The following is a 22,945-nucleotide window of genomic DNA, read 5'->3' as shown; positions in this document are numbered from 1 at the left end:
AAGTGGTAACCGGAATCGGACTCACGGTTCCGGATGGCGACGATACGGAGGTGCGGTTCCCCTTGTCAAACACCCCTTCCCCTCCCCCTTCCCGCTCCAGCACACCCACCGGCGGCAAGCTGCGCTCCGACGCCGCCCGCAACCGGCTCAAGGTGCTCGACGCCGCCCGAGCCGCCTTCTCCGAGTCCGGGCGGGACGCCCAGATGGGCGACATCGCCCGCCGGGCCGGGGTGGGTGTCGGCACGGTGTACCGCCACTTCCCCACCAAGGAATCGCTGGCTGAAGCGATCGTGGAACACCGGTTCCAGCAGACCCTGGACTTCCTCAGGAACGAGGTGCTCCCCGACCCCGACCCCTGGCACGGCCTCGCCCGCTCCCTGGAGTTCTGCGGAATCATGCAGGAACAGGACCGGGGCTACGCGGAGACGGTCACCGCGATGGTCGGCGGCAGCACGTTCGACGCGGCGGCGATCGCCGAACTCAACGAGCTCACCGACAAGGTGCTCAAGCGCGCCCAGGCCGAGGGCTCGGTGCGAGAGGACCTGACCGTCGCGGACGTGTCACCGCTCTACATCGGCCTCTGCCACGTCGTACAGGCCGGGGTCACCGACTGGCGCCGCTACCTCGGCATCATCCTCGACGGGCTGCGCCCGCGGCGGTGCGCGGACTGCTCCCGCGACTGACACCGCCCATCGCCCGCCGCCGGGGGGCGAATCAGGAAATCCGCCGGCAAACCCCCCACCTCCCCAACTCCCTCGACAAGAACTCCCCCCAAAGGTGAACCCGATGGAGACCCGGCCGCGTGTCTACGTCTGTAGGGCGACTGCAGAGTGGCCTTACATTCGCTCAGCCACCTGGTAACGAAAGGGAGACCCAAAGATGAAGATCCTGTTCGCCATCCGTGACGCGTCCTTCGCCAAGAAGAGCCTGAAGGCCAGCGCTTGGTACATCTGGTACTAAGCCGGCTGATCGGTACCTCCGGTACCTGAACAGCTGATCCGCCCCCGCCCCTGCCCCCCCTCGCGGCCTCCGCCGGGAGATCGGGCCCGGGGCGGGGGCGGAGACCGGTCCCGGCAAAGTCTCGGAGACATCACATGGCCCTCTCCCCCGCCTCCGCCCGTTCGCGAACCACCGTGCTCTCGCCCCGACTTGAGGCCCTGCTCAGGGACCATCTGGGCAAGGACGCCGTCCGGCTCGAACCCGACACGATCGGGGTCGCCGGGCCCGAGCTCACCGACCGGATCCTCGCCGCCCGGCGCGCCACCGAGATCGAACGGCCCACCTTCAAACCGCTGCACGGACGTTCGATCACCCGCACCGAGGCATCCTCGGTGACGCGGACGATCGGCAGCGACGTGCGCGAGGCACTGAAGGCTCCGCTGCCGCCGAACATCGACCTGTCCGGTCCGTGGCCGCTCACCGGACACCTCTTCCTGCGCGACCTCATCCTCGGCCGGGACCCGCGCCGACTGCGGATCCTGATGAGCCGCAACCTCGAACTGACGCCCCTGCTCACCTGGTTGGTGATCTCGGCCGGCGCCGCACTGCCCGGCAGGCCCAAGCCCGGCGACGACCTCACCGAACTCGGCAAGCTCACCGCGAAGGCGGCCAACTACCAGGACCGACGGTACGCGCTCGGCATGTACCGCCGAGCCGCCGCACCGGTCTGCTTCACCATCTCCACCCTGGTCGCGAACGCGCTCTGGCTCGGCGCGCCGTTCGACGACAGCACGCCGAACCGGAACATCATCTTCGAGTCGCTGCGCCTGCTGCCGCCGTCCTGGAACATCCTGCGCCGCGCCTCGCCCGAGTACCCCGCAATCGACCCGCGGATCGGCGCCGGCGACGACGTCCTCGTCCTGCCGCTGCTCTCGCACCGCGACCCGGCCCTGTGGGAGGACCCGCACGAGTTCCGCCCGGAGCGCTGGGACCACCTCGACCCGGACAACACTCCCGGCTACCTGCCGTTCGGGCACACCTCCGAACGCTGCTGGGGGCGGCACATGGTGATGCCGCTCGCCGAGCTGCTGCTGGACCAGATCCGTACGGCCGGCCTGGTCGTCGACCCCGAGCAGCGGACCGCCAAGGTGCCACTGCTCGGCCTGCTCGGCGTCAGCGAGATCCGCGTCCTGAAGCCACGCGGTGCACACTGATCACATGCACGATGATCACATACAAACCGAGCACGGGGATTCCGAGCGCGGGGATACCGAGCCCGGGGCTACCGAACACAGCGCCGCCGAACCGGAGTTCGCCGACGGCCAGTTCTACGCCGACCCGCACGCCGCGTACCGCCGCTGGCGCACCGAGGGCGGCGCCCGCAAGGTCCGGTTCGGCGGCGCGGCCGGACTCGAAGGCTGGGTCGTCACCGGCCACGCCGAGTGCCGGGCCGCCCTCGCCGACCCCCGGCTGAGCAAGAAGGCCGTCACCGAGGCGTTCGCCCGACACGTCGGGAACTCCGAGGGCGGCCCGGGCCGCGACCTGATGACGCACATGCTCAACTCCGACCCCCCGGAGCACACCCGACTGCGCAAGCTGGTCCAACAGGCCTACACCGGGCGGCAGGTGGCGACCCTGCGACCGATGGTCGAGCGCCACGTCAACGCACTGCTCGACCAGCTCGACGGGCCCGACCCGGTCGAGCTGATCAGCGAGTTCGCACTGCCGCTGCCACTCGCGGTCGTCTTCGAACTGTTCGGCGCGCCGCAGGCCGAACGGGAGAACCTCCAAGTCCGGGGCAACGCCGTCGATGCCGACCCGGAGGACGACGGCGAGGCGGACGGCGCAGCAGACGGCGGAGCAGACGGCGAAGTCTCGGTGGAGACCGCCGAAGGCATGGCGGACTACCTGCGCGCCCTGGTCGACCACAAGCGCACCCACCCGGGCGACGACCTGATCTCCGAACTCCTCGCCGCCCAGGCGGACGGCGACCGGCTGACCGAGGCCGAGATCACCTCGATGGCGTTCCTGCTCGCGATCGCCGGCCACCAGAGCACCGTCAACCTGATCACCAACGGCATCCACGCGCTGCTCAGCCACCCCGAGCAACTCGCGGCGCTACGTGCGGATCCGGCACTGCTTCCCGGCACGATAGATGAAGTCCTGCGCTACGAGAGCCCGTTCAGCATCGCCTCGCTGCGCCGCACGACCGAGCCGGTGACCATCGCGGGCACCGCGATCCCGGCCGGCGAGTTCGTCCAGATCGCCCTGCTCGCCGCCAACCGCGACCCGGCCGTCTTCACCGACCCCGACCGCTTCGACATCACCCGCCCGGACGCCACCCGACACCTCGCATTCGGCCACGGCATCCACCACTGCCTCGGCGCACAACTGGGCCGCCTCCAGGCCGAGGTCGCATTCACCGAACTGCTGCGCCGCTTCCCCGCCCTACGCCTGGCCGAACCGGCCGAACCCGCGCAGTGGCAGGAGAACCCGAGGCACCGCGGGCTGCTCAACCTGCGAGTGCTGCTGCACTGACGCCGCCAGGCCCCCACCCACCCAAAGCCGGTGGGGGCCGAGCACATCACCTGCTCGGTCCGGACCCGCCCATCCGACGCACCACGTCGAGGACCAAATCCCGCGAACACCTGGGCCAGCCGGACAGCTGAAGCTGCACACAGCAGAACGGTCTCCACCACGGTAAGCGGCAACTCCCCCTGATAACCGTGCTCCCACGCGCCGACTTCCAGGACTCACTGCGGCTCTGAAGCTCTACGACCTTCCTCATGCCCGAGGCCAACTACCCCAAGGCCGGCAACACTCCGCGGCAACCGGCGACCAGCCCCCGCCCCACCTCGCTTCGCCCGGCAGCGCCCACCGCGCACCTGTCCCACATGAACACCACCCGGCGGACAACCTCCTCAGCCGCGCATCCCGCACAACCAGCCGAACAGACGCGGCCCCTAACTGCACCGCCCACAAGACCATCCAGACGGAGCCACGTCACCGGCGGCAGTCGGCGGCCCCGGACAGTCTCGGCCACTGCCTCAGTGTCCAGCATGTACGACAGCAACAGGCTGACCCTAACCTCGGACGGGTACCACTCCCGACGGTCCTCAACCTCCACGTGCGGGTACGCTTCGAGAACTCAGGCCACGACGCCGACAACCATCCCTGGGGCAAGGAGAGATGGCAACAGCGCATCGACTGTTCGACGGGACCCCTACCAATCGAACTGAATCAACCAAGCCCCTCGGCCACTAATCACCCCAGGTCAAAAAGCGTCGGCCCCGCACCCGCGGGGATTGCTCCCGCGGTTCGAGCGCCCGGCAGGACACCAGGGAGTCGGCCCCGCACCCGCGGGGATTGCTCCGAGGTCCGGGCCCGGCTTCTGGGGATCACCGAGTCGGCCCCGCACCCGCGGGGATTGCTCTCGGGCCCGGACGCGGAGGCCGGCCGGGGCATCGTCGGCCCCGCACCCGCGGGGATTGCTCTGCCCATCTCGTCCGCGTACTCGGTGGAGGTGGATCGGCCCCGCGCCCGCGGGGATTGCTCCAGCGACGACACCCTCGACGAGACCGGCGTCGGGTCGGCCCCGCACCCGCGGGGATTGCTCCACCGGCAGGAGCGTGCAGTGGCAGTTGTCGTGGTCGGCCCCGCACCCGCGGGGATTGCTCAAGTGGTACGACGCGGAGCCTTCTCCGGTTCTCATCGACCCCGCGCCCGCGGGGATTGCTCCCGGGCACCGCACCGAGACAAGGGCGGCGGGTAATCGGCCCCGCGCCCGCGGGGATTGCTCCTCGCCGAAGCTGTCTCCACCGGCGGCTCCCGGATCGGCCCCGCGCTCGCGGGGATTGCTCCCGTGCGCGCCAGGTGGTGCCGCGCTTCTCGGAATCGGCCCCGCACACGCGGGGGTTGTTCCCGCCGCTCGATGTCCTGCTCCGCCTTGTACGGGTTGGCCCCGCACACGCGGGGATTTCTCAATTCTGTGGGCGCATACCTTCGCGGCTGCCGCGTCGACCCCGCGCTCGCGGGGATCGCTCCCGCATCGAGCAGAAGGCCGCGCCGTGCAAGCTTTCGGCCCCGCACTCGCGGGGATCGCTCGAGGGACCAGCCGGCCATGCAGGCGGCGGCGGTATCGGCCCCGCGCTCGCGGGGATTGCTCCTCCGCTTCGCTGGCGCGTGGTTCGGATGCCCGGTCGGCCCCGCGCACGCGGGGATTGCTCCTCGCCTTCGTCATCGACGCCACCACCTTCGTAATCGGCCCCGCGCACGCGGGGATTGCCCCTACCTCGCGTTCTCGCTACATGAGGACGAGGAGTCGGCCCGGCGCTCGCGGGGATTGCTCCAGCGTTCCGCAGCGGTGCCAGCCGTACGCCTTGTCGGCCCCGCGCCCGCGGGGGTTGCTCGGGGCTCTTCACCAAGCAAATCGACGCCATGCTGTCGGCCCCGCGCTCGCGGGGATGGTTCAGGAGACCAGCCCGTCGCACCGGTGACCACCGGGAATTGGTCTCGTCGAGGGTGCGAGCAAGGCGGACACGAGCCTGCCAGGGCCGGTCGAAGACGGTGTCCAACCGCCTTCGACCGGCACGCGGGCCCGCGCCACTGGCAACACACCACGGTGCTGCCCGACGCCCGCCGCGACACCGTCGAGTTCGCCGAACCGTCTACCAACGCCCCGCAATCGTCACCTGCACCACCGACCGGAACGGCCTCCAGGACAGCGGACAACACCCCAGAACGCGGCACCGGGACGACGAGCGGCAAGCTGGCGGGCGGGAGGCTGCCGACGGACCTGCCGCTCGGCACCGCACCTCGACCCGAGCGAGAGCATCCAGACGCCCCGACGTCACCAGCGGCAGGAAGCGATCCCAAACGACCTCCATTACCACCACCACGGCACACAGCATCTGCGACAGCAATACGCCGCCCCCGCCCACCCAGCCGCCTCCTGGCCTCGGGCGGATACCAACGCCAGCCGCCCCCAAGCACCGCCCCGAACCTCCCCACACGAGTACGCTTCGGGAGCGCAAGACACAGCTGACAACTCCCCCACCCGCAAGAAGAAGCATGAACTCCTTCACAGACCGCCTGCCTAATCGAACTGAATCAACTGACGGCCCCTGACACGAATCACCGCAGGTCAGGAAGTGTCGGCCCCGCACGCGCGGGGATTGCTCCACGTTCAAGGGCGCGGTGCGGCAGGAGTTCGAGTCGGCCCCGCACGCGCGGGGATTGCTCCGGCAGGGCCGGGTGCTCCGCCAGGTCGAAGCCGTCGGCCCCGCACGCGCGGGGATTGCTCTCGCAGGTCGCCCCGGCAGGGTGCCCGGTCGGTATCGGCCCCGCGCTCGCGGGGGTTGCTCCCGCTGGTGGAGACCGCCGTCCAGGCCCTCGCCATCGGCCCCGCGCTCGCGGGGATTGCTCTGGGACGTCGGTCAGCCCCGATGTTGTTCGGGTATCGGCCCCGCGCTCGCGGGGATCGCTCCTGGCCGATGCTCTTCGGCGTCCGCAGGCGCGGGTCGGCTCCGCACACGCGTGGATTACTCCAGCACCGGCTCACCGGGGAACGGCACGGCCCAGTCGGCCCCGCGCCCGCAGGGATTGCTCCACCTTCGGCACCATCAAGGCGAAGGCCGCGGTGTCGGCCCCGCACACGCGGGGATTACTCCTCCAGACCGGAAGACGAATCCGGACGTGCTTGATCGGGCCCGCGCTCGCGGGGATTGCTCCGCCGGCACCGCCTTCCAGCAGATCGCGGGCATGTCGGCCCCGCGCTCGCGGGGATTGCTCCTTGCTGTGATCGGCCGGCGTGCACTCGGGGCGGTCGGCCCCGCGCTCGCGGGGATTGCTCCGAGCTGCGGAAGTCGACCGGCACCTTCCAGGGGTCGGCCCCGCGCTCGCGGGGATCGTTCCTTGTTCAGTGAAGCGCAGTTGAGCTCTGGAGTATCGGCCCCGCGCCCACAGGGATCGCTCCCGGGCAGCCCGGTGCAGCTTCGTCGACACTTGATCGGTCTCGCGCTCGTGGGGATCGCTCCCGGGATCCGCGCGATGGCGACGTCGATCTGCGATCAGCCACGCACACGCGGGGATTGCTCCCGCCGCTCGATGTCCTGCTCCACCTTGTACGGGTTGGCCCCGCACATGCGGGGATTGCTCCAGCACCGGCTCGCCGGGGAACAGCACGGCCCTATCGGCGCCGCGCTCGCGGGGATCGCTCTGTGGGACACTCCGGCATTTTCCTCGGCCGGGGATCGGCCCCGCGCTCGCGGGGATCGCTCCGCCCCCGCTCGGCTTCGGCCGGGCGGGGGCGCTTCGTCGTTACGGGGTGTCGTGCGTCCACCGCCACACGCTGTCCGCGTCCGGCTCGTACCAGGACCGTCCGTCGGCGTATCGGCCATGCCGCCATCGTGCGACCGGCATCGGACCATGCAGGTCAGGAACGTGGGGCGCGCCCGTACTCAGCAACCCAGCGCGAGGTGAGCACGATGTCTGCGGTCTCAACTGGGCGCCCGGTGGCCTGGTCGTAGAAGGTCCGTTCAATTGCCATCACCGGGACAGCGGGTGCAACGCCGAGGGCCTGAGCCTCAGGTCGCGTGGCAGCCCTGGCACTCACGCGCTCAACGGGCACGCCCACGTCGATGCCGATGATCGCCATGCGGTCGGCGACGCCGATACCAGCGTGTGGACCGGCCTCGGGCAGGACGATCAAGCTACCGCCAGTGGTGGCCATCGGTTCCCAGCTCTCTGCGAGCTGCACCGGGTCTCCGTCGGCCAGGTACACGTAGGTCGTGTGCATCACCGGATCGCCGGGCTGGATTTCCAGCCGGGCCGCGATGCGGGCCTCGGCGGCACGAGGCTGAGATTCGTGCCGCCAAGTACCGGCGACACCCTGTCTGGCGAGGGTGGCCTCCGTCGGGCTGCCGTCGCCGCGGGGTACGCGTTGACGGCGCACCAGGACGGTGGGCGGTTCCTGGCTGCGGACGTAGTAGCCGCGGCCATGGCGGGCGACGACCAGGCCCTCGGATTCGAGTAGCCGGTAGGCGTTCTGGCCGACGCCGTGGGAGTAGCCGAATTCCTCACGCAGTGCAGCGAGAGATGGCAACTGGGCTCCGGCTGCGAGCTGGCCGGTGAGGATCCGTTCGCGGATGTGGTCTGCGATGCGGAGGTAGGGGGATTCGGCGTCGCCTGCCATGCATGTCCTCCTACGTTCCGTGCTCGGTGGGTGACAGAGTATGCGGCCAGGCCCTACTGTATGTGTAGAGCTAATCCTTACATGTACTGGGGGATCGGTGCAGATCGGCATGTGCGCAGGAGCCGTGAAGGCTGCGCTCGGTCAGGCCACAGGCGCCCACGTACGCGTTACGCGCCCCAACGCTGGAGTAGTGCGCCTGAGCGTCCCCGCGCCTGTCGACGAATCAGTCGAACGCTGGGCTGATGTCCTGGCCATCGTGCAGTCCTGCACCTCATGGGGATCCACGGACGCAACTGGCGCGGTGGTCGTTTGGGCCGAACTGGAGGAGCCGCAATGATCTCCAGACCGGACGTCCCCTCCGGCATCGTCATCACTCTGGACACAGCCCAGGCCGGGTGCTACGTCAGCGCCGAGTGCCAACTCGACGCCCACCACGGGTGTCCCGGCGGCCTGTGGGACGAGTGCGGTGCTCGGGTGCTGGTATGCCTCTGCGGCCAGTCGGGGTGCCCCTGCGTTCGCAACCTGCCGAGCGGATCTCCCACCGGTGGCCCGAACCAGCCCCCTCGCGATCAGGTCGAAACGCCCTGATCAACCCTCCGTTTCCTCCCCGGGCCTGACGGTCGGCCCAGGAGGTTGCACCACTCGCCACACCGAGAGGAGCACTACCATGATCACTCCCGAACCCACCCCGGCACTGGCGCCGCCCCCGACCGCTCCGGACCAGTTCGTGAGCGCGGCGACGTTCGACTCCGTCATCTCCACCGTGCTCTCCAACAACGAGGGCATGGACGTCGCGATGGCCACCCGGATCACCCGGGAAGCCATCGCGTTCGTGGTCGTGGGCGCCCGCCGCCCGCACCTGGCCATGGCGCCGTCCAGGATCGTGGACGAGGGCTGGCACGCGTTCCTCGTCCACACCGAGGCGTACGCCGAGTTGTGCGAGCGCGAGGGCCGGTTCGTGCACCACAGCCCGGGATTCGACCCGGGCAACTTCGACCAGGACATCATGGAGCAGACCCAGGCTGCCATCCGGGAGGCGGGCTTCGAGGTCGACCAGGAACTGTGGCGGCCGCCGACGGACGACAGCCTGGTGACCGTAGCGGCGAGCTGTCAGCACTCGCCCAGCTGTTCAATCAGGCCGATGAAGAAACCGGAGAAGCCCTGCACCAAGCCCGCTGAATAGCGGACTCGGAACGCGTACGCTGCCGGCACACGAGTAGGAGGCATCCGATGGAGTGGATCGATCCGCGGTACGCAGACCTGGTCGCGTGCTACCGGCAGCAGGACTTCGAAGCTTTCGGGCCATTGCTCGAACGTCCCGACGGCGAGCCTGTGCCCCCGCGGCTCGGGTTCGTCATGGAGCCGCTTCGAGGCGAGTAGCAGCAGGTCAAGGCCCTGGCCGGCCCGATGGCCGGCCAGGGCTGCTCGTCGCGGACCAGGCGCCAGAGTGGCACGCCGATTGCCCGCGCGATGGCGCCGAGTTGGGCGTCGCAGGTGCGAGGCCGTTCTCGATCCGCCCGATCGTGCGCCGGTCAAGTCCGGAGCGCTCCCCAAGCCGCTCCTGCGTGGGGTCCGCCTGTCGCCTGAGCGAGAGGATCCGGGCCCCGACGCCTCGCCGGTCGCGGATCTGCTGTTCGTCGGGTTGGTACGGGGCGGTCACCCCTTGGCGCTGACCGGATCATGATCAAAAGTCTGTACCGATATGCCGCCACTTATCGATCATCCGTTCGATAGGCTTGACCCACCGCAGCCCGGAGGGACCAACTGAGAGCACACTCTGAGCGCCACCTACGCTCTATCGGCCCCGCGCCCGCGGGGATTGCTCCGAGGCCCACTATGCGGTCTGCGCTCTTCTCGGATCGGCCCCGCGCTCGCGGGGATTGATCCGGTCTGCGGGATCGGGCGGGTACGCTCAGCGCATCGGCCCCGCACACGCGGGGATTGCTCCGACCTGACCCGGCCCCAGCTGCTCGCAGTCTCATCGGCCCAGCGCTCGCAGGGATTGTTCCGCACATTGCCATCGCCGAACTCACGCTGTTGGCAACACAGTTGCGGGGACTGTTCCGCGGCAGATCCCCAACCCGCCCGGCGGACTTACCCCACAGTGCACCCAGCTCCTGATTTCGGGCAGGTACCGATGCCAGCGGTCCTCAATTATCGTCTCAATCTCCACGTGCGGGTACGCTTCGGGGAGTCAGGCCTCGACACTGACAACCAGCCCTGAGGCAAGAAGAGATGACAACACATCGACTGTTCGACGGGACCTCTACCAATCGAACTGAATCAATCAAGCCCCTCAGTCGCTAATCACCGCAGGTCAGAAAGTATCGGCCCCGCGCTCGCGGGGATCGCTCCTCGCCGCCCACATGATCGCCGCGCTGCCCGACATCGGCCCCGCGCTCGCGGGGATCGCTCCATGGTGGTGAACTCCTCTGGTGTGGTCAGTAGATCGGCCCCGCGCTCGCGGGGATCGCTCAGACAGGGGGTGCGGCCACCGATGAGCTCCTTCATCGGCCCCGCGCTCGCGGGGATCGCTCGATGGCCGGGGACTTCGAGGCCTCCATGGTCAAATCGGCCCCGCGCTCGCGGGGATCGCTCCTCCGTCGTGCCGTCCGTCACCGCGGTGGTGACATCGGCCCCGCGCTCGCGGGGATCGCTCCTGTTCCGGGTCGCGGCCGGCAAGCGCGGCTCGATCGGCCCCGCGCTCGCGGGGATCGCTCCTCCATGCCGCGGTGGAAGAAGTCGAAGTACTCATCGGCCCCGCGCTCGCGGGGATCGCTCCTCCGGGTGCCGGGTGCGGCGCCACGTGGACAGATCGGCCCCGCGCTCGCGGGGATCGCTCCGTCATGTCGGCGGCCTGCTCCGGCCCGGGTGCATCGGCCCCGCGCTCGCGGGGATCGCTCCGCCCCCGACCTGGCCTTCCACGCCCGCCGGTTATCGGCCCTGCGCTCGCGGGGATCGCTCTCTACCCTCGCGCGCTGGATGGATGAGCGGCTCATCGGCCCCGCGCTCGCGGGGATCGCTCCCCGCAGACCCTGTGGCAGCACGAGCAGGGTGAATCGGCCCCGCGCTCGCGGGGATCGCTCCTTGAGGCTGTCCTCGGTGGTGTGGCCGACGCTATCGGCCCCGCGCTCGCGGGGATCGCTCCAGCTGGCACCGCCGGGACTCCTTCGACCGGCGATCGGCCCCGCGCTCGCGGGGATTACTCGGCCGCAGGCACCGTGGAGCGGACGATATCGGGGTCGGCCCAGCGCTCTCGGGGATTGCTCCTGTCCGTGCTTCGAGAAGTACCTCGCCGCCATATCGGCCCCGCACACGCGGGGATGGTTCAGGGGACCAGCCCGTCGCACCGGTGACCACCGGGAGTTGGTCTCGTCGAGGGTGCGAGCAAGGCGGACACGAGCCTGCCAGGGCCGGTCGAAGACGGTGTCCAACCGCCTTCGACCGGCACGCGGGCCCGCGCCGCTGGCAACACACCACGGTGCTGCCCGACGCCCGCCGCGACGCCTTCGAGTTCGCCGGCACCGTCTGCCAACGCCCCCGCAATCGTCACTTGCACCACCGACCGGAACGGCCTCCAGGACAGCGGACAACACCCCAGAACGCGGCACCGGGACGACGAGCGGGACGCTGGCGAGCAGGAGGCTGCCGGCGGACCTGCCTCTCGGCACCGCACCTCGGCCCGCGCGCGAGCATCCAGACGCCCCGACGTCACCAGCGGCAGGAAGCGATCCCAAACAACCTCCATCACCACCACCACGGCACACAGCATTTGCGACAGCAGCACGTCGCCCCCGCCCACCCAGCCGCCTCCTGACCTCGGGCGGATACCAACGCCAACCGCCCCCAAGCACCGCCCCGAACCTCCCCACACGAGTACGCTTCAGGAGCGCAAGACACAGCTGACAACTCCCCCACCCGCAAGAAGAAGCATGAACTCCTTCACAGACCGCCTGCCCAATCGAACTGAATCAACTGACGGCCCCTGACACGAATCACCACAGGTCAGGAAGTGTCGGCCCCGCACGCGCGGGGATTGCTCTTTGGGCGCACTATGGCTAAGACGGTTGGCCCAGTCGGCCCCGCACGCGCGGGGATTGCTCCCACCCGTCACCTGCCCGCCACCGCACCGCCTCGTCGGCCCCGCACGCGCGGGGATTGCTCCGGCAGCTGGCTGGCGGGGGTGCACGACAAGTAATCGGCCCCGCACACGCGGGGATTGCTCCCCGGGCAAGCGGCCCGTCCCCGAGGGCGTCAAGTCGGCCCCGCACACGCGGGAATTGCTCCCGCGCACCCGCCGGACCCTCCGGGAGAGTGGGGTCGGCCCCGCACACGCGGGGATTGCTCTGTCTCGGTCTTCGGTGGCCCGGGACGCGCCGCATCGGCCCCGCGCCCGCGGGAATTGCTCCTTGGCCTCCCGGCTGGCGATCCCGGCGGCCCAGTCGGCCCCGCGCCCGCGGGGGCGCTGCCGTACCGATCCGAGTAGGGGTTCGGCGTGACGACGCCGGACGCCGCTGCGCCCCACCCCGGGAGACTCGGGGTGGGGCGCAGCGGCGTGTTCAGCGCATCAGATCATCTGCGGTGGTGGGCAGTCGTATGGACCGACCGTTCGTCACCATTTGCTGGAGGAGGGCGAATCCATCCTGCTTCGAGACGATGAATCCAACGCAGGCGACCGCCATCACGTCCTTGGTGCGCATCGTCGGGATCCCTCTGTGTCGCGCGAGGTCCAGCGACGCCTTGTCGTCGCTGATCCACGTGGCCTCTTTGAACTCCACCCGGGTGCTGATGACGTGCAGGGTCTCGGACTCCCCGAGATGCCTGAGCGGATCCGACGGGCTGCCGAAGAACACGCCCTGTCGAATCCGCTCCACGGCCTCGGGGTCGTCGACTTCGATCGGCTCCCCCAGCCAGCGGGAGACGTCGGGTAGGTCCAGGGCCGGCAGATATCGCGATGATCGCTTGGCTTCGTACGCCACTGCTTCCGTCCATCGACCCCGGCCGCTCAGTACGTTTTCCAGGATGTCGAGCCTGGAGACGGACGCGAAGTTGCACAGGACCGTGTTGTCGGGAAAGCAGCTGATCATGGGCTGAACGCGAGCTCCGTTCCGGGATCGGACGGTGCCGCCTGCTGCTGCTCGGGCTCGAACTGGGCGGGCTCCAGGAGGTCCAGGAGCACGTCCGGGTCGAGGTCCAGGAGGGCTGCCAGCGGCCGGACTGTCGCATCACCCGAAGCATAAGCCTTGATTGCCAGCTCTGTTAGTCGTCGAGGATGCCAACCCCGTTGGCTGCGCTCGGTGTTGACCATGTGCTGCTCCAAGGCCCCCGCGGCACCGGCAATCCTGGCGCCGTCGGCTGTCAACATCGCGCCCCACTGCCTGCACTGATCAGCAGTCAGGACCCCCAGCACCTTCAGCCGGGTTGCCATCGCGCTCGGCGACACGCGGTACTTCCAGGCCAGCTCCGCCACCAGGTCACCGCCGGCCGTTCGGTCCCGGGCGTCGGCCAGGACGGTGGTACACGGCATCAGGAACTCCGCAGCGAATGCGTTCGCCTGCACTTCCATCGCGGTGGTCGACCGGCCCGGCTGCACCTTCTCGACGACCGCCTCGTCATGCGCGTCGCCGGCGAGAATGTGGCCGAGTTCGTGGGCAAGGGTGAACCGTTGGCGTGTCCACACATTGGTTTTGGCAACGAGGATGAGGTCGAAGCTCTCGGTCGACCAGGACAGGCCGTCCAGCTTGTCGGGAAGATCGACGCCCGCGATCTCCACGCCGAAGGCCTGCTCGAAGCTTGAAGCTAGGTTCTGGGTCGAGAGGGTCCAGGGGTCGACTCCCACTGCCGCCAGGGCGGCCTGGGCGAGCTGCGTGCCGTCGATTCCCTCTGGGCGGTTGTGGGCGCGCCTCGGCAGGTCGCTCCCGATCCGCGCCAAGGCGTCGATCACCTGCTCGTACCGGCCCAGGAGTCTGCGCACTTCGTCGGTGGTGTGCTCACAGGCGCCCGTCTTCCGCGCGGCGGCGCCGAGCGCCGAGCGCGGCTCGACGCCGCGCAGCAACCAGTCAACGGTTCTGCCGCCGAAATCGGCGATCAGCGCCAGTTCGAGGGAGGTGAAGCGGCGTTTCCCGCCAAGCGACTTCGACAGCTTGTCTGGGGAGATTCCAATGCGCTCCGCCATGACGGCCTGGGTCTCACCCGTTGAGCCGATGACCTGACGCACGCGTTCAATCAGTCCGGCATCCATGCTGTGACCGTACAGTCGCGTTGCGATTCTCGCAATCGACATGACCAGGTTGTGACCTGGGGTTCACCCGCCCGAGTGAGTGCGCGGCGCGCACTGGCGGCGAAGCCACGACAGGTGCTCTGACCTGCGGAAATGCAATCGCGGCCACACGGTGATTGGGCGCTGCCGGGCGCAGTGGCGAGCCAGGCCCGCAATGACCGCTGCAATCATTGGTACAGACCACGCCACACGTCATTGCTTCGGGAACGTGCCGGCTTGTCGAGCCGATGGCCGCGTCCGCGTCCGCCTAAGGCCTCCCCGCGTAGGCCAGGACAGGGCTGTGCCCCACTGGGGAGGGCCAGTGGGACGCAGCCACTCAAGCGGTCAGGAGAGGCTGGTGATCTGCAGAACTGTGACGCGGCGCGCCTCCTCGTTCGGCAGCAGTCGTCCCCACGCCCACGGGAATCGCTCTCCGCTAGCATCAGTGCCAAGTCAGTTGCACGGGTCGGCCCCACCCTCGCGGGGATTGCTCCACCTTCGGCACCATCAAGGCGAAGGCCGCGGTGTCGGCCTCGCACACGCGGGGGTTGCTCCCCGAACAAGGCCAAGGGGACGGCTTGGGCGAGCTCGGCCCCGCGCTCGCGGGGATGGTTCAGGAGACCAGCCCATCACACCGGTGATCACCGAGAGCTGGTCTCGTCGAGGGGAAGAGGCATGAACTCCTTCACACGCCGCCTGCCTAATCGAACTAAATCAACTGCCGGTCCCTGACACGAATCACCGCAGGTCACGAAGTGTCGGCCCCGCGCTCGCGGGGATTGCTCCCGGACGTCCCAGGAGGCCAGGGCGTACAGGTCGTCGGCCCCGCGCTCGCGGGGATTGCTCCCAGATCTCCTCGGGCTCCGAGCCGTCGCAGAGGTCGGCCCCGCGCTCGCGGGGATTGCTCCTCGGGCGACGCGAACAAAAGGGGGCGCTTGCCGTCGGCCCCGCGCTCGCGGGGATTGCTCCGGCGACGAGATCACCGACATCACGCTCAGCCTGTCGGCCCCGCGCTCGCGGGGATTGCTCCAGGCCGACGTGCTGCCAGCCAGCCGGGACGGTGTCGGCCCCGCGCTCGCGGGGATTGCTCCCTGACCCGGTGGGCCGTCGCGGCGCGCTACCTGGTGCTGGGGTCGGCCCCGCGCTCGCGGGGATTGCTCCACCCTCGCCGCCCGGGGCGTGGACGCTGGCCGGTCGGCCCCGCGCTCGCGGGGATTGCTCGATGACCATGCTCCGCTGGGCCACCGACACGACGTCGGCCCCGCGCTCGCGGGGATTGCTCCCGCATCGTGTTCAGCGACCGGTCTCGTAGCCGGTCGGCCCTGCGCTCGCGGGGATTGCTCTCCAGTTGGAGCCCGGTGCCCCGCCTCCGCTCGGTCGGCCCCGCGCTCGCGGAGATTGCTCCGGCCTTGCCGACGGCCAGCACCACGTCTACTGGGTCGGCCCCGCGCTCGCGGGGATTGCTCCTGGTACCTCCGGGACCCCGAGCAGGACCTGCTGTCGGCCCCGCACATCGGGGATTGCTCCATCAGTCCGTTCTCGTCAGAGACGGACCGGCGGTCGGCCCCGCGCCCGCAGGGATTACTCCTGTGACGCGCACTGTTCCGCCATCATGCGGACGTCGGCCCCGCGCTTGTGGGGATTGTTCCGGGGTGGCGGCCCAGGAGGCGAATCAGGCCTTTCGGCTTCGCGCCTCCGGGCGGGGTTGCCGGCATCAGGAGGAAGTAGGTTGGCTCGCTGCCTGGACGGCGGCTCCCGGCCCTCCTGGTAGTTGAGGGGGACGCCATCGTCGGTGGGGGCCAGGACTTTGTGGGGCTGCCCCTTCGTCCCATGTGCCACGTTCGTGTGGCCCCTGGTTGCCGGGAACGCCCGGTTGGCCTTGGGGCATGCCGTCGTATCCCGCCAGTTCTGGTGCTCGGTCAGTCATGGGCCCGAATCCGGGCCCATGGCGTGATCTCTGGGGAGACATCCGGGTCTTCGGAAACCGTCCTGGTGCCCACACGGGCTCAATCGAACGCGTGCTTCTTTCTCCTTCGGAAAGGTGTCGACCTCCAGGGCGGGGCACGAAACCCCCGTCGCCGGCGTGGGCAACTGGCCTATAGGCGAGACCATTTGTGGCCGACAAGAGGTGGTCCCGTTGTGCGGCGTGCCGCGCAACGGGACCACCGGCCAGCAGCAGCCGGGCTGCCGGCGGGAATCCCACCTCCGGACCCCGTGGCTCCGGAGGTGGGATTCGAGGGGCCCTGTCGGGCCGGCCGTGGGGGGAGATCACGGCCGGGCCGAGGGGGCGGGGGGATCAGTGCGGGAGGTTCCACTTCTGGTTGTCGGCGCCGTTGCAGTCCCAGATGCCGAGCTGGTTGCCGTTGTTGGTGGCGAAGCCCAGGTCGTCCAGGCAGCGGCCGGACTGCGGGTTGAGCAGCGAGCCGTCGGGCTGGGCCTTCCACTGCTGGGCTCCGCTGCCGTTGCAGTCGTAGAGCTGGACCATGGTGTGGTTGGCGGTGTTGCCACCCTCCACGTCCATGCACTTGCCGAGGGCGCGCATCGTCCCGTCCACTCCGACGGTCCACTTCTGGGCGTTCGTGCCGTTGCAGTCATAGATCTGGACCGCGGTGCCGTTCTTGTTCTCGCCGCCCCGGACGTCGACGCACTTGCTCGCGTAGCCGCTGATCTGGCCCTGCGGCCCGGCGACCGGCGGCGGCACCGTCCCGAGGAAGACGATCTGCGGGAACATGATGGTGTCACCGAAGTTGCACATGGCGGTGCTCATCCCGCTCCCGACGACGGCTCCGCCGATCGCCATGCGCATGTACGGGCCGGTGTTGTTGACGTAGTACTGGCACTGCGCCTGCACGCGCCAGATCTGCAGGGGACTGATGCCCGAACAGGTTCCGATGACCTGGCCGCCGCCGGCGGCAATGGCGTTACACCCGCCGGCCAGCGCCGCACTCGAACTCGCCTGCTCTGCCTGGGCGGTGGCGGGCGCGGCCTGGCGCGCGGCGGTGGATGCGGCCTGGGCGGCGGCGGGGACGGTGAGTGCCGCGGCGGAGGCCAGCAGCGTGGTCATCATGACAACAGCGGTACGGCGCATGAGGGTTGGGCCCTTTCCGTGATGACAGGGTGATGGCACTGCTCAGATGTTGCGCAGGTTTGGTCATGAGCATTGCAGTGCCGCCTGGGGTCGTCAACGGATGTGGGCCGACAAGATGTCGCCATTCACCTCAGCTCATCCGCGACCTGCTCGTTCCCGCCGGACGGGAGTCTGAAAGGAGTCGGACGGGAGCCGAACAGGGGCTGGATCCAGCCGAATTGACGCGATCTCAGCCCAGCGCGCGGTCGAGGTTGAAGGCCGCGCTGATCAGCGAGAGGTGGGTGAAGGCCTGCGGGAAGTTGCCGAGTTGCTCGCCGGTCGGGCCGATCTCCTCGGCGAACAGCCCGAGGTGGTTGGCGTAGGTGAGCATCTTCTCGAAGGCGAGCCGGGCCTCCTCCAGGCGGCCGGCGCGGGCCAGTGCCTCGACGTACCAGAAGGAGCAGATCGAGAAGGTGCCCTCGGAGCCGCTCAGGCCGTCCGGGCTGGTGGCCGGGTTGTAGCGGTAGACCAGGGAGTCGGAGACCAGGCCCTTGGTGAGCGCGTCCAGGGTGGAGAGCCACTTGGGGTCGGTGGGCGAGATGAACTTGGCCATCGGCATCATCAGCAGCGAGGCGTCCAGCTCGCCGTCGTCCAGGGACTGGACGAACGCGCCCAGCTCGCTCGACCAGCCGCGCCGCATGATCTGGTGGTAGATCGCGTCCCGGGTCTGCCGCCAGCGGGGCAGGTCGGCCGGCAGGCCGCGGCGGTTCGCCATCCGGATCGCCCGTTCCAGCGCCACCCAGCACATCAGCCGCGAGTACACGTAGTTCCTGCGGCCGCCGCGGGTCTCCCAGATGCCCTCGTCGGGCTGGTCCCAGTTCTCGCAGAGCCAGTCCGCCACCATGCCGACGTCCTCCCAGCCGGCGCTGCTGATCGGCTGCCCCCACTTGTCGTACAGGTAGATGGAGTCGATCATGGCTCCGTAGATGTCCAGCTGGAGCTGGCCGGTGGCGGCGTTGCCGACCCGCACGGGTGCGGAGCCCAGGTGGCCCTCCAGGTGCGGCAGCGCGTACTCGGGCAGCTCGGTGCGACCGTCGATGCCGTACATGATCTGCAACGGGCCGTTCGCGGCGGTGTCGCGCATGCGCTCGAAGAGGAAGCCCATGAACGCCTCGGCCTCCGAGGTGAACCCGAGGCGCAGCATGGCGTAGACGCAGAAGGCGGCGTCGCGGACCCACATGTACCGGTAGTCCCAGTTGCGCTCGCCGCCGACCTGCTCGGGCAGGCTGGTGGTGGGTGCGGCGACGATCGCGCCGGTCGGCGCGTAGGTGAGCAGTTTGAGCAGCAGGGCTGAGCGGTGCACCATCTCCCGCCACCGGCCCTGGTAGCGCGACCCGGCCAGCCAGTGGCGCCAGAACCGGACGGTCGCCTCGAACTGCTCCTCCGCCTCGGCGCGCGGACACGACCGGGCCGGGACGTCGTCACCGATCTGGTCGAGGGCGAACACGACGGAGTCGCCCTCCAGGAGCTTGAAGTGCGACCACACGTCCAGGCCGTCGGTCTCCAGCGGCGCGGTGGCGGTCAGCGCGAGCGTCAGCGACGGGGAGCGGAACACCGCGACGTGGCCTTCGAGGGAGACGGTGTGCGTCTCGGCGCCGTAGCCGAAGCGGGGGGCGATCCGCGCCCGGAACGGAAGGATGCCCCGGACGCAGATGAGCCGCCGGATCAGCCGGTGTCGGGCGACCTCGGGCGACCCCTCGGCCACGGGCATGAAGTCCTGGATCTCCGCCACGCCGTCCGCGGCGAAGAAGCGTGTGATCAGCACGTTCGTGTCGGGGAAGTAGAACTGCCGGGTGCGGGTCGGGACGTCCGCGGCCAGTTCGAACGATCCGCCCCGCTCCGCGTCGAGGATGGCGCCGAACACGCTGGGCGCGTCGAAGCGCGGACAGCAGTACCAGTCGATGGTGCCGTTCGTGCCGACCAGGGCGGTCGTCCGGAGGTCGCCGATCAGGCCGTGCTCGGAGATCGGCAGGTACCGGCCGTTGTCCGCCTGCTCGAACCCCGTCGTGTCGAACGCCATGCCGACCTCCCCGCCGCTGTGGCGCGGGCTTGGAGACGAAGCCTTCCTAGCCATGGTAGATCGCCGTCGGCGCGGGGGCCGGGCCGAGCACCGGCCGGGCCTCCCGGGCCCCAACCGGTGCGGGCCCCAACCGGTGTGGGCCCCGGCCGGTGTGGGCCCCGGCCGGCGCGGCTTCCGCCATGGGCGTGGCCCCTCCCGTCCCAGCCGGACGCGAGGGGCCACGCGACGAGAGGGGCCACGCCCCGTGGTCAGCGGGTGACGCTCCAGACCAGGCTGCGGGTCAGCGCTGGGGTCAGGGCCGGGTCGATGACGGACGAGGTGGGGTCGTTCGCGACGGCCTTGAGCTCGTGGGCGGCGGGCTTGGGGCCGGTGGGGCCGAGGTCGGAAACGGCGATCGCCTTGCGGTCGCGCAGGGCCGTCACCTCCTTGCCGTCGAGGTACCACCGCAGCTTGGTGCCGGAGACCGGGAGGTCGACGGTGAGGCGGTCGGTCGCGGTCAGCCGGGTGGTGACGGGCGTGGCGCTGGAGAGGGTGGAGGCGCGCCGGTAGAAGCCGGCGATCATCGCCTCGCGGCCGGGCAGGTTGAACTCGCGGCCGAGGGAGCGCATCACCGAGTTGTCGGTCGGCCGGTTGAGGCCGGACGGGTAGTTGCTGCCGCCCTGGTAGGCGCCGACGGTGCCACCGTCGGGAGAGGTCTTGCCGAGCCAGCGGTACCACTTGGTCTTGTCCTGGCGCATCCGGTCGGCGCTCAGGGTGGTGATGTTGGGCTGCGTGGGCTCCGCGCCCTTGTAGGGCCCCGCCCCATCGGCCCAGTACTCGTCCGCGAGCTTGCCCAGCGAGTGGCCGGTCTCGTGCACCGCTATCTGGCCGGACGCGCCGTTGCCGCCCGCCACGGTGGCGATGCCCTCGTAGCCGAGCGGCGACTGGGTGCTGCCGTAGCCGGCGCCGCCGTACTTGGCGGTGTTGGCGACGACGATCACGAGGTCGGCCTGCGGGGCCTTGGCGGCGTAGGCGTCGACGGCCTTGACGTCCACGCACAGCAGCCGCTCGATGGAGTTGCACCAGAAGTGCGAGCCGAGGGCGGTCTTGCGGACGGTGTCCTGCTTCGGGTCCCCGGAGACGCCCGACTGTGCGGAGACGGCGCCCACGGCCCACACGTTGAACAGCTTGCGGTAGGTGGCGTAGGGCTCGACGGCGCTGATGTCCTTCCACTTCGCCGCGGCGTCCTTGCGGAACTTGTCCTGCTCCGAGGCCGTGTAGCCGTCGCCGATCATGACCACGTCCAGCTTGCTGTCCGTGCTCCCGTTGTTGACGACCTTCGTGACGGCGCCGTCCCCGGCGGCAGCCCCGGCAGCGGCCGCGCTCATGGACTGCTCGGCGACGAAGGGGGACGCCGAAGGGACCTTGGTCCGGCTGATGGCGCCGTCCTCGGCGAAGACCTCGACGTCCTGGCCGCCCGGGAAGGCGTCCGGGGAGGCGTCCGGGGAGCCGGCGATGGCGGCCGGCTCGGACGGGGCGGCGACCGCCGGGCCGACGCCGACGGCGAGGGCCGCCAGCGTCGTGACACCGGCCAGGAGGACCGAGGTGAACCTGCTGTTGCGCAAAGGAGTTTCTCCGAAATCGACGGGCAGCGAGGGCCGGTGGCGAGCTTTCCGGCAGGGGACGTGCGCGCAGTACCGCACCGTCCCGCGCCGTGACACCACCACCCGCCGCCAACACGGCCACACCAGACCCGAGCTGACAGGGTGACACCGTCCGCTCACCACCTCACCGGTGGATACGTCCGGCTGCCCACGAACGGTTCACACCGACTGCCGCCACGGTGGTGACGGCGTCCTCGAAGTGGTCGACGACGGCCAGGCGGCCGGTGAGGTCCGCTCGTACGATGCCGCCTGCTCGCAGCCGGACGAAGGAGGGAAGCTCGGGCCCGGTCATGAGTAATCCCCGCGCGCGGCACGGGACTTGAGCACACTCCCGGCCCGGGCTGCCGCGAGCACGACCGGCGACAGCCGGGTGGCGAGGTTCCTGGCCAGGATGCCGCCGCGGCCGGCCGGGACGAGCAGCGCGAAGGCCGCTCGTACGGACTGCCGGGCCTCGTCCACCAGCCCCCGGTGCGCGGCCTCGTAGCGGGCCAGGGCCGCGCGGTGGTCGGCGGGATCGGCGGCCAGGGCCTCGACCAGGCTGTAGGCGCCCGCCACGGCCAGGCTGGAGCCGCCGCCGAAGAGCGACACGCAGGACGCGGCATCGCCGAGCAGCGTGACCCGGCCCCGCGACCACTGCGGCAGCCGGACCTGGCTCACCGCGTCGAAGTACAGTTCCTCGCTCTCGCGCACCTGCGCCAGCACCTCGGGCGCGCGCCAGCCCATCCCGGCGAACGCGGCGGTCAGCAGTCGCCGGTGCTGCTCGGTGTCGCGGTGGTCGAAGTCCGGCACGGCGGCGGACCGGATCATGAACGCGGCCAGCGGCCTGCCGCATCCGGGATGCACGCAGAGGGCGCGGCCCGGCGCGTTGTGGATCGCCACTTCCCGCAGGTCGCCCGCCGCCCCGGCCAGCGGCATGGTGGCCACGTACATCCCCAGGTGGCGGACGAACCCGGACTCCGGGCCGAAGGCCAGCCGGCGGACGGCGGAGTGCAGGCCGTCGGCGCCGACCACCAGGCCGAAGCGGCGGGGGCGGCCGTACGCGAAGGTGACGTCGACACCCGCCTCGTCCTGGCTCAGGCTCGCGATCGAGTCGCCGAACACGAACTCGGCGTCGTCCCGGCTCGCTTCGTGGATGATCGCGGCGAGATCGCCGCGCGGCAGCTCGACCGTGTCGGCCCGGGCCGGGCCCGACAGGCCCTGCAGGTCGATCCTGCCCACCCGGCGGCCCGCGGCGTTGTAGAAGCCCACGCCGGTCACCTGGGTGGCGGCCGCCCGGAGGCGGTCCCTGATCCCCATCCGCTCGGCGACCTCCATCGCGCGACCGGCGACATCGACCGGGCTGCCGCTGGAGCGCACGGCCACGGCCCGCTCGACCACGGTCGGCTGGAAGCCGTGGCGGGCCAGCCAGTAGGCGAGCGTCGGTCCGGCGATGCCGGCCCCGGAGATCAGCACGGTGCGATCGACTGTCCTGGTCGAGGCGTTCATGGACGCTCCTTCTGTCATCGCCTGATCGTCGTCGCCTGATCGCAGCCAGGCCGACTCGCGGCAGCCGTCGCCGGTCAGCGGTCAGCGGTCGCGTCGGCGCTCCCGGACTGACCGTCGGTCAGTAATTCGACGCTACGCCCTGACCTTCGGTCAGGCAAGGGGCGGCGGCGGACAGGGCCTAAGCTCAATGCCAGTGACTTTGGTGTGTCTGTCTCGTTGGTTGTGGTGTGGCGAGGGTGGGGCAGGTCAAGTCGTGTGCGGGTGAGCGGTTGTCGGATCG

General features: G+C 70.0%; 14 protein-coding genes and 4 CRISPR repeat arrays. Of the genes, 5 read left to right on the top strand and 9 right to left on the bottom strand.

Annotated features, from left to right (window positions below; genetic code table 11):
- Positions 1–62: 62 nt before the first annotated feature.
- The 4 genes from ACFWPI_RS24090 (at position 63) to ACFWPI_RS24075 (ending at position 3,477) form a co-directional block, all read left to right on the top strand.
- Positions 63–683: a TetR/AcrR family transcriptional regulator gene (locus ACFWPI_RS24090; protein ID WP_063346306.1), complete on the top strand. Its 621-nt coding sequence runs from the start codon at positions 63–65 to the stop codon at positions 681–683.
- Positions 684–879: 196 nt separating this feature from the next.
- Positions 880–960: a tryptorubin family RiPP precursor gene (locus ACFWPI_RS24085; RefSeq protein ID WP_224285092.1), complete on the top strand. Its 81-nt coding sequence runs from the start codon at positions 880–882 to the stop codon at positions 958–960.
- 134 nt (positions 961–1,094) lie between these two features.
- Positions 1,095–2,153 (top strand): cytochrome P450, encoded by a 1,059-nt coding sequence (locus ACFWPI_RS24080; protein ID WP_063346307.1) that lies wholly within the window; start codon positions 1,095–1,097, stop codon positions 2,151–2,153.
- 4 nt (positions 2,154–2,157) lie between these two features.
- Positions 2,158–3,477 (top strand): cytochrome P450, encoded by a 1,320-nt coding sequence (locus ACFWPI_RS24075; protein ID WP_380374311.1) that lies wholly within the window; start codon positions 2,158–2,160, stop codon positions 3,475–3,477.
- Positions 3,478–4,223: 746 nt separating this feature from the next.
- A CRISPR array of direct repeats spans positions 4,224–5,409; the repeat unit is 27 nt; unit sequence TCGGCCCCGCACCCGCGGGGATTGCTC.
- 682 nt (positions 5,410–6,091) lie between these two features.
- A CRISPR array of direct repeats spans positions 6,092–7,212; the repeat unit is 28 nt; unit sequence GTCGGCCCCGCACGCGCGGGGATTGCTC.
- A 160-nt stretch (positions 7,213–7,372) separates the two neighbouring features.
- Here ACFWPI_RS24075 and ACFWPI_RS24070 read toward each other — a convergent pair.
- On the bottom strand, positions 7,373–8,131 hold the full coding sequence (locus tag ACFWPI_RS24070) for a GntR family transcriptional regulator (protein WP_380374314.1): 759 nt from the start codon (positions 8,129–8,131) through the stop codon (positions 7,373–7,375).
- Between the two features lie 667 nt (positions 8,132–8,798).
- Here ACFWPI_RS24070 and ACFWPI_RS24065 point away from each other — a divergent pair.
- Positions 8,799–9,314, top strand: coding sequence for a glycine-rich domain-containing protein (locus tag ACFWPI_RS24065; RefSeq protein WP_380374317.1), 516 nt, complete (start codon positions 8,799–8,801; stop codon positions 9,312–9,314).
- Positions 9,315–9,518: 204 nt separating this feature from the next.
- Here ACFWPI_RS24065 and ACFWPI_RS24060 read toward each other — a convergent pair whose 3' ends face one another.
- The 8 genes from ACFWPI_RS24060 to ACFWPI_RS24025 form a co-directional block, all read right to left on the bottom strand.
- On the bottom strand, positions 9,519–9,791 hold the full coding sequence (locus tag ACFWPI_RS24060; protein ID WP_380374319.1) for a helix-turn-helix domain-containing protein: 273 nt from the start codon (positions 9,789–9,791) through the stop codon (positions 9,519–9,521).
- A gap of 666 nt (positions 9,792–10,457) precedes the next feature.
- Positions 10,458–11,461: a CRISPR direct-repeat array (repeat unit 28 nt; unit sequence ATCGGCCCCGCGCTCGCGGGGATCGCTC).
- Between the two features lie 1,229 nt (positions 11,462–12,690).
- Positions 12,691–13,218 carry a hypothetical protein gene (locus ACFWPI_RS24055; protein ID WP_380374321.1) on the bottom strand — a complete coding sequence of 176 codons (528 nt, stop codon included), beginning with the start codon at positions 13,216–13,218 and terminating at the stop codon, positions 12,691–12,693.
- Positions 13,215–14,372 (bottom strand): helix-turn-helix domain-containing protein, encoded by a 1,158-nt coding sequence (locus tag ACFWPI_RS24050; RefSeq protein WP_380374324.1) that lies wholly within the window; start codon positions 14,370–14,372, stop codon positions 13,215–13,217. Before ACFWPI_RS24050 ends, ACFWPI_RS24055 begins: the two co-directional genes overlap by 4 nt.
- Before the next feature lie 775 nt (positions 14,373–15,147).
- Positions 15,148–16,039: a CRISPR direct-repeat array (repeat unit 29 nt; unit sequence GTCGGCCCCGCGCTCGCGGGGATTGCTCC).
- 647 nt (positions 16,040–16,686) lie between these two features.
- Positions 16,687–17,457: a ricin-type beta-trefoil lectin domain protein gene (locus ACFWPI_RS24045; protein ID WP_380374326.1), complete on the bottom strand. Its 771-nt coding sequence runs from the start codon at positions 17,455–17,457 to the stop codon at positions 16,687–16,689.
- Between the two features lie 250 nt (positions 17,458–17,707).
- Complete coding sequence (locus tag ACFWPI_RS24040) at positions 17,708–19,537, bottom strand: glycoside hydrolase family 15 protein (RefSeq protein ID WP_380374329.1); 1,830 nt, start codon at positions 19,535–19,537, stop codon at positions 17,708–17,710.
- Positions 19,538–19,785: 248 nt separating this feature from the next.
- Entirely contained in the window at positions 19,786–21,141 is a 1,356-nt protein-coding gene (locus tag ACFWPI_RS24035) for a M64 family metallopeptidase (RefSeq protein ID WP_380374331.1), read from the bottom strand.
- A 163-nt stretch (positions 21,142–21,304) separates the two neighbouring features.
- Positions 21,305–21,472, bottom strand: a complete 168-nt coding sequence (locus tag ACFWPI_RS24030) for a hypothetical protein (protein ID WP_380374333.1) — start codon at positions 21,470–21,472, stop codon at positions 21,305–21,307.
- The gene (locus tag ACFWPI_RS24025; protein ID WP_380374335.1) at positions 21,469–22,665 is read right to left on the bottom strand and encodes an FAD-dependent monooxygenase; all 1,197 of its coding nucleotides are present in this window, start codon (positions 22,663–22,665) and stop codon (positions 21,469–21,471) included. Before ACFWPI_RS24025 ends, ACFWPI_RS24030 begins: the two co-directional genes overlap by 4 nt.
- Positions 22,666–22,945: the final 280 nt, after the last annotated feature.

Origin of the sequence: Kitasatospora sp. NPDC058492 (assembly GCF_042720685.1) — a bacterium.
Classification (GTDB): domain Bacteria; phylum Actinomycetota; class Actinomycetes; order Streptomycetales; family Streptomycetaceae; genus Kitasatospora.
This window is presented reverse-complemented; position numbering and strand designations above follow the sequence as displayed.